A 6,757-nucleotide genomic window follows, 5' to 3' on the forward strand; every position below is an offset into this window, starting at 1 on the left:
ATATTACTGTCGGATACGAAGTTATGTGTCATCAGCGAGAAAGCAGGGTCAGAATATTTTCGAAGCTCTGCTTATAGCTCTGAAGAATTATGGTAATCATCCTTTGCTGGGTGCTGAATAGTTACATTGAAACAGTACGAGCTATTCAGCCCCTAAAGGTGTTCAATCGAGAAGCAGGTCGAATGTCAAAATGGCAGAACAGTTATGCTGATTGGGTCAATGCAGATATCAAGGTAGGCCGACTGCAAATTGCATGGAATACCTTTCATGGTCTGGTGAGTGGTATCGAGTACATTGCATTAGTTTGGATAGGCGCGTCTTTAGTTCTGGGAAATGTATTTTCCATAGGCATGCTTTATGCTTTTCTGGCATGGAGACAACAATTTTCACAGAAGGCTCAGACTTTTGTAGATAAGATTTTTGAGTATCGGATGCTAAGCCTCCACTTGGAACGTATCTCTGATATAGCTCATGCCAATGATGAGGAGTATCTGGACACTGTTCATGAAGAACTATCCAGTGTAAAAGGTGAAATAACGCTTAAAGACATTTGCTATCGATACAGTGAGGAAGAGTCTTGGTTGCTTGAGAACATTAACTTAACAATTCAGTCTGGCGAATGTGTGGCCATTATAGCGCCATCCGGATTTGGTAAAACAACTCTAATGAAGGTAATGATGGGGCTCATTCAACCACAACAGGGGAGTGTGTTAATTGATGGTAAAGATGTTCGGCATATCGGCTTGAGGAACTATCGACGCTTTACTTCAGCGGTTATGCAAGAAGATCAGTTATTGTCAGGGTCGATTGCAGAGAATATAGCGTTCTTTGATAACGCTCCAGACCAGTCAAAAGTTGAAGAGTGTGCGGCAGCGGCTGGTATTCTTCCTGAAATAATGGCTATGCCTATGGGAATGCAGACACTGGTTGGAGATATGGGGAGTACTCTTTCTGGTGGGCAAGTGCAAAGATTATTACTTGCCAGGGCTCTTTATGTAAAACCTTCTGTACTTTTTCTTGATGAAGCAACCAGTCATCTTGATGTGGGCATAGAGCAGCATATCAATACAATGTTGAAAGGTCTGGGCATTACACGGGTGATGATTGCTCACAGACAGGAAACTATTGCTATGGCAGATAGGGTTATCAATCTCGCAGAGATACAAATGGCCAGATATAAAGCCATGGCTGCTGCAGAGGAAGAGGCTGCTATCTAGGAGCCTGTCGGAGAATAGACAGCCCGGCCTAAAATCCAGAAAGAACGGCCCATTTTTCCGATGAATTTGATTGAATAGGCCCACTATTCGCACAAATCCATCGAAAAAATGGACTCGTTCTACTGAATTTTAATTTCGACCGCTATTCTCGGTCAGGCTCCTAGTCCACGAATGGGGTTGGGAGGAAGCTGAACCGCCAGCATAAAGTCGGCAAACTTATCCATATCCCTTTCAAGGGCAATAGCTTTATTGGACTTGTTGGTGTCTTTAACATCCTTCAGTTCGACATCCATGCCCAGTAACCCTTCGAAGGCCACAATGAAGTTTTTGAAGGACAGACGCTCATCAAGATCTTCAGTATTGGTCATATTGTCAGCATGCTGTGTACCAAAATAGCCTGTGACCCGGTCGCCCCGCCAGTGCATGTGACCGTGAGTCGACATGCCTCTCATCGTCTGGGTGCTCATGGGGCCTTTCATGGACGCCAGGGTTCTTTCTCCTCCATCACCATTCAGGATTTCAGCAAAAAAGCAGCCGTCATCGTAGACAGACTGGTCGTTGTTACAGTTCAGGCGGGTGAAGTGTTCAGTAGGAAATGGCTGGCTGTTATAAGTATTCGGTGCGTCTGGATTACCCAAATTCCAGGTCAAGTGATCCATATCGCCAAACACATGGCAACTGGCACAGGATGACTCACCATTGGAGGATGTGCGGTTTGCGTCGTACAGCATGAAGCGTCCGGCTTGCAGATCTGCAGGTTCCGGGTTGAACATGCCTACTGATTGGCGCAGGGCTCCGGTTGTGGCATCAATCACCTTAACGCTGTTGTCAAAACGGGTCAGTACATAAAGCTGGCCATTGCTACCATTTCTGGCTTCATCCAGGAGGATCCCTTGAGGGCCTCCTTCAATATCAATGTGTCTTCCAGAAGCTGAAGCAGGACTGAAATTATTCCAGCGGTTATCTCGCTCAAGATCATTGGTGTTATAGACAGCAATCTTGTTCGAGCCCAGAGCGGCGACGTAAAGCGTTGTACCGTCGGAGCTGACTTGCATTTCCAGCGGCGTGGAGACAGAGTGTTTTTTGACCGAAGGGGGCGCTTTCAGTGCATCATAATTGATGTGTTTATTGAGGTGTCTGGGTTTAACCGAGCCATTCGCTGGGTCGATCACAGTGATGCGGGATTTGGCAATGTTGCCCTGAACCGTTGAGCCTCCGTGAAGACCCGGTCCCTCAAAACGAACGGCATTATTGGCATCGGTATTGGATACATAAATCTTGCCGCTCACAGGGTTTATTGCCATGTTAAACAGCGTCGTGCCTACGTGTTTAAAGTCGTTAGTTTGCTGCAGTGAGGCTGCATCAATGGCAAAGACATCGTGATCGGGCAGGTTAAAGCGAATGCCGTTGGAAAAGTTCAGGCCTCGTGTATCGAGCCACTGACCATTTTCCCTGTCGTATTTCACGATCATAGCTGTCCAGGGCTGGACATCGCCAAACTTGTTTCTTCCTGGTGCAGGACGGTTTGATGGTAGTGCACCATAAGCCAGTCCGTTAGGAGAGGTTATACCATCCTGCACATAACAGCCCTCAGGTTCATCCAGTCGAACCGGATAACCCTGCACGGTCGCATATTGGGGATTAACATCTTCAAACCCTGCACAAACAACCGCTTCATGAACGATAGAGGTCTGGTTTCCAGAATTTAAAACGGCGGCATAAACGGTATTGCCATCCGGGCTGACGGTCAGAGCTCTGGGAGTGTCGCCAAACAGCTCTATAATCTTGGTCGGCTTGCCACCCAGAGCACCGCCAAGGTTACTGCTGTTGAACACCCAGATATCAGCATGGGAAACACTGGGCGTATGTATCTGAGGGTCTCCGGCACCCGGTACACTATTCAGGGAAGAATGAGTACGGTGTTGGCCTCTATGGGCCGTAGTAATAAACGCCTTGCCTTTGGCAAACACAATATCCCTGGGTTCATCGCCCACCAGAAGTGTTCTTTTTACTGTGCCCTGTTGGGTATCGACGACACTGACAGAGTCTGACAGATGATTAACGACCCACAGGTCATTGTTTTGCACTGCCAGGGCAACCGGCTCCAGACCGACAGGAATAGACTGGCTGTGAGCCAGGCTTCCGTTTGTATCAATGTCATAGACTTCAACGGCGTTGTCAGGGGTATTGGTCACAAAGAGTTTTTGACCATTTTCAGATATGGCCAGAGGCCGGACAGAAGCAGATTCAAAGGCAATAAAGGAGGGAGGGGCAGCACTGGCAGGTAGCAAAACCATACCAAGACATGCTGCAAAGCAAGCCATTATTCTATTCATAGTGCAGTGATCCTCAGGAGGATTGAAAGGGCTCCATCCATTCACTGTTTCGCTGAGAGACAGATTCTGAAGACTTCGAGCTAACTTTTTTTATTGTTATTTTTTTGTTATTTCGAGACATTGATGTATCAATTGGGATTGTGTTGGTGAAGTAAATTATTTGTAAAATGAGAAATATTTCTACTTTATGAAGTGTTTGAGAAAAGATTAAGACAGTGTTTTTAATTAAAAGAGGGGAGGATTATCTATCCATCTCTCTTATACTCACCTGGCTGTCTTCCAGGTGGATTCTGCCAGTAAAGAAATCATTATGGTTATTCTGAGCTGCATTGTGATCAACGATCAGTAGCAGACTGTCAGGCAGGTATTTTTTAAGCATGCCCTGTGCCAGTTGAACGGACACTTGATCCATCCCTGCAAAAATTTCATCCAGAATGGCTATCTCGGGAGCACGGGAAATGACTGAGAGCAAGGCCAGCTTTTTGATCTGTCCGCCACTGAGTTGATCTTTCCAGTTACGTTTGTCGCGCAGTTGCTCTTTTAAAAGATGCCACTGATCTTGAGGATAGAATTGTATCTCCTGCAACATCTCAATCAGCTCTTGATCGGTCAGTTCAGCCCTGTCTTTTGTAATCTGAATGTCTTCAATGTCGGGTAAACCTTTATCTACGCGTAATGTGACAAGTTCTCTAAGAGTCGTGTTTGGGGGGATGTATGTAAGCTGTTCCGAATGGAAGACTTCGGGCATCTCGCCATTGAAAGTAGTGTAGGTCACGCTCCCAGTCGCCCAGATACCATTACCAGCTTCTCTTCTGATCTTCGACAGCAAACTGCTTTTACCACTGCCAGAAGCGCCTGAAACCTGGGGATAGTCAGTGCCTGATCGGTCATTAGCACGCCTTCTGGGTGTCCCATGGAGAAGGCGTCCAGGTGGATAGCAACCTCATTACCCTTTTCTGCGAAATAGTCGGGTTGTTTCCACAGCTCCTCAGAGGGATGATTTATTTCTGCAGTCAGGTTGTGAACTCCCTGCACCGCTTTATTGAAGTCCAGCATGCTGGCGGCATTATTGGGGTACCAGGAAAAGGCACTGGAAACACTGCCAGTGGCGAAAAGAAGTGCCAGATAGTCGTCGTATGCTACTTCTCCTGCGCTCATCTTTTTGGCAATAAAAAGGCTTTTGGCAATGTAGTCGGTAAAGCCTTTTGCAATTCTCCAGCTACCTGATACCAGTCTTGTTTGGGTCTGGCTGGCGTCGGTCTCTCGAAGTTCCTGCAGCAGACCTGAATACTTTTCAACCATGAAGTCTTTTTTGGCGCCACTGCCAATGGTTCTGGCATTGGAGGTGAGTTCTTTTCTCAACAAGTCGAGCTCTGTGGCCAGTTCATCCTTTTTGACGGACAGATCCAGAAGGCCCTTGTTCAAAGTCAGAGTCATGGATTCAGTCACCTTGCTGTAGATATCCATGAACACCAGCATATCGGCTGAACCGCTTCTTACGATAAAGGAGAGATCATAAAAGCCGCCAATGTAAGCACGGGCCAGTGAGCTTTTTAAAGCACTTCCGGTATTGACGACGGTGTGGATGTTGCTGTCCATTCGAGCAATCAGGGTGTCGAGGCTTTTATTCAGGTTCAGTCTTATGAAGTTCTGGTCATCGAAAAAGAGGCTGTCCAGTTCGTTCTCTGCAGTCTGTGTCATTAAGAGTGTGTAGTAGCTATCTATAACAGAATCCATCAGCCAGTTGCCCAGACAGGGCAGGCAGAAATAGCCTAATGACAGTCCGGCTTGAACGTAACCGGATAGCGCCTCTTCAGGCTTGATACCCAGCTTAGGGTTGAAGTTTGCCAGACCGGTATCAATAGACTGATATCGGGATGAGAGCATTTTGGTCAGCCTTGAACTCATCAATTGTGAGCCCACCAGGGCAAGCGCCTGCATATGCGATAATCTCTGGATTGCCTGGCTGTCCATGATCTCATTCAGGGTCTGATCCATTTCAGAGACGATTTCCAGATTGGTTTTATTATTCTCCCGGCTGGAAGGCTTCAGCGTGATACACAGATAGGAAAGAGAGTGGTCGTCATCTGCAAGAGAGGTGAAGAGGCAGGTGCCACTCCAGACTGTGCCGGCACTTTCAAGCAGATACGGTACATTGATTTGAGTGACAGCAGAACTATAAGAGCTGCCAATAAGCGGTAAGCTGCTGATACCGGATGAAACAAATGGCGACATTATTTTCAACTGAGTGACAGCCGATAATGCAGTGGATAAGGGGGCAGTGTCTGTCAGGTCACAGGCAGCCATCACTTCGTCTGCTGCACCTATTGCTGCACCTGCAGCGGCACCTGGCAGCCCTCCCAGAATGGCACCGTTTATAGCGCTTTTCACTGGAGCGCTCATGTACTTTTCAAGGAAGTTGAATTGACCCGTGGCAACCAGCGCACCTCCGACAAAACCGCAGAGGTAATTAAGGGAGCTGGACATGGGCACATTGCTCATGGAAGCGGCTCCCATAACACCAGCGCTCATATAATAGGAGGCCGATGTCTGGAAGTGGTTATAGAGTATGTCCAGGCTTGATAAAGCAGCACCCGTAATGATTCCGGCACTTACCGTATAAGGCGTGTGGCCAGCAGCGTTGCTCGCAGCAATGCCACCGGCAATACCACTCATCAAAGGCATGACTAACCATTGAGAGTTATGCACTATCTGATGAGGCTGGTGGGAGACCAGGTCAGGATAAGCTGGCTGGGCGGGCTGATTTGAAGAGAAAGCCGCTTCAGTCATCAACAGTAAAATGATTACAGCTAAGAATCGCACTCAAAACTCCCTTTTGATTTCTGCTTTATGGGTCACTCATTTGAATTAAATCTATGGGTTATAGAGGTAAAAGAGTCCATTAAGTTCCTTGTTCCGTACCTATTCATTAGCAACCAGTTATTGTCTGGAACTCTATTTGAAAATGACTGTCTATAACCTGCTAGATGTTTGAATCTATTGTCTGCATCTGATAAAACAGCAGGACATCCCCTCTTTTCAGGAGATTGCGCCAACATGAACAACTAACACCTGTCATCGTAGCTTCTTAATAACTGCTGCAAAGCCCACAAGGTAGTATGTGAGAAGCTTTTTCAATCAAGTCCGTCAGCCTTGGAAACGAGCCACTGCCTGTTAACCTGTCTGTCAGATAGTCCCAGAATG

Annotated in this window: 4 protein-coding genes; 1 reads left to right on the forward strand and 3 read right to left on the reverse strand. The window is 47.0% G+C overall.

Annotated elements, in window-relative coordinates; genetic code table 11:
- The first annotated feature begins 182 nt into the window (after positions 1–182).
- Complete coding sequence (locus tag ACR2PX_RS21630; protein ID WP_434001434.1) at positions 183–1,217, forward strand: peptidase domain-containing ABC transporter; 1,035 nt, start codon at positions 183–185, stop codon at positions 1,215–1,217.
- Between the two features lie 152 nt (positions 1,218–1,369).
- On the opposite strand, the gene ACR2PX_RS21635 is transcribed toward ACR2PX_RS21630, so the two are convergent.
- The 3 genes from ACR2PX_RS21635 to ACR2PX_RS21645 all read right to left on the reverse strand — a co-directional run bounded on the left by ACR2PX_RS21635 (position 1,370) and on the right by ACR2PX_RS21645 (position 6,376).
- Positions 1,370–3,514 (reverse strand): YncE family protein, encoded by a 2,145-nt coding sequence (locus ACR2PX_RS21635; protein ID WP_434001435.1) that lies wholly within the window; start codon positions 3,512–3,514, stop codon positions 1,370–1,372.
- 280 nt (positions 3,515–3,794) lie between these two features.
- Positions 3,795–4,382 carry a hypothetical protein gene (locus ACR2PX_RS21640; protein WP_434001436.1) on the reverse strand — a complete coding sequence of 196 codons (588 nt, stop codon included), beginning with the start codon at positions 4,380–4,382 and terminating at the stop codon, positions 3,795–3,797.
- The gene (locus ACR2PX_RS21645; protein ID WP_434001437.1) at positions 4,325–6,376 is read right to left on the reverse strand and encodes a hypothetical protein; all 2,052 of its coding nucleotides are present in this window, start codon (positions 6,374–6,376) and stop codon (positions 4,325–4,327) included. Before ACR2PX_RS21645 ends, ACR2PX_RS21640 begins: the two co-directional genes overlap by 58 nt.
- Positions 6,377–6,757 lie beyond the last annotated feature (381 nt).

Source organism: Endozoicomonas sp., assembly GCF_051008435.1.
Classification (GTDB): Bacteria; Pseudomonadota; Gammaproteobacteria; order Pseudomonadales; family Endozoicomonadaceae; genus Endozoicomonas_A.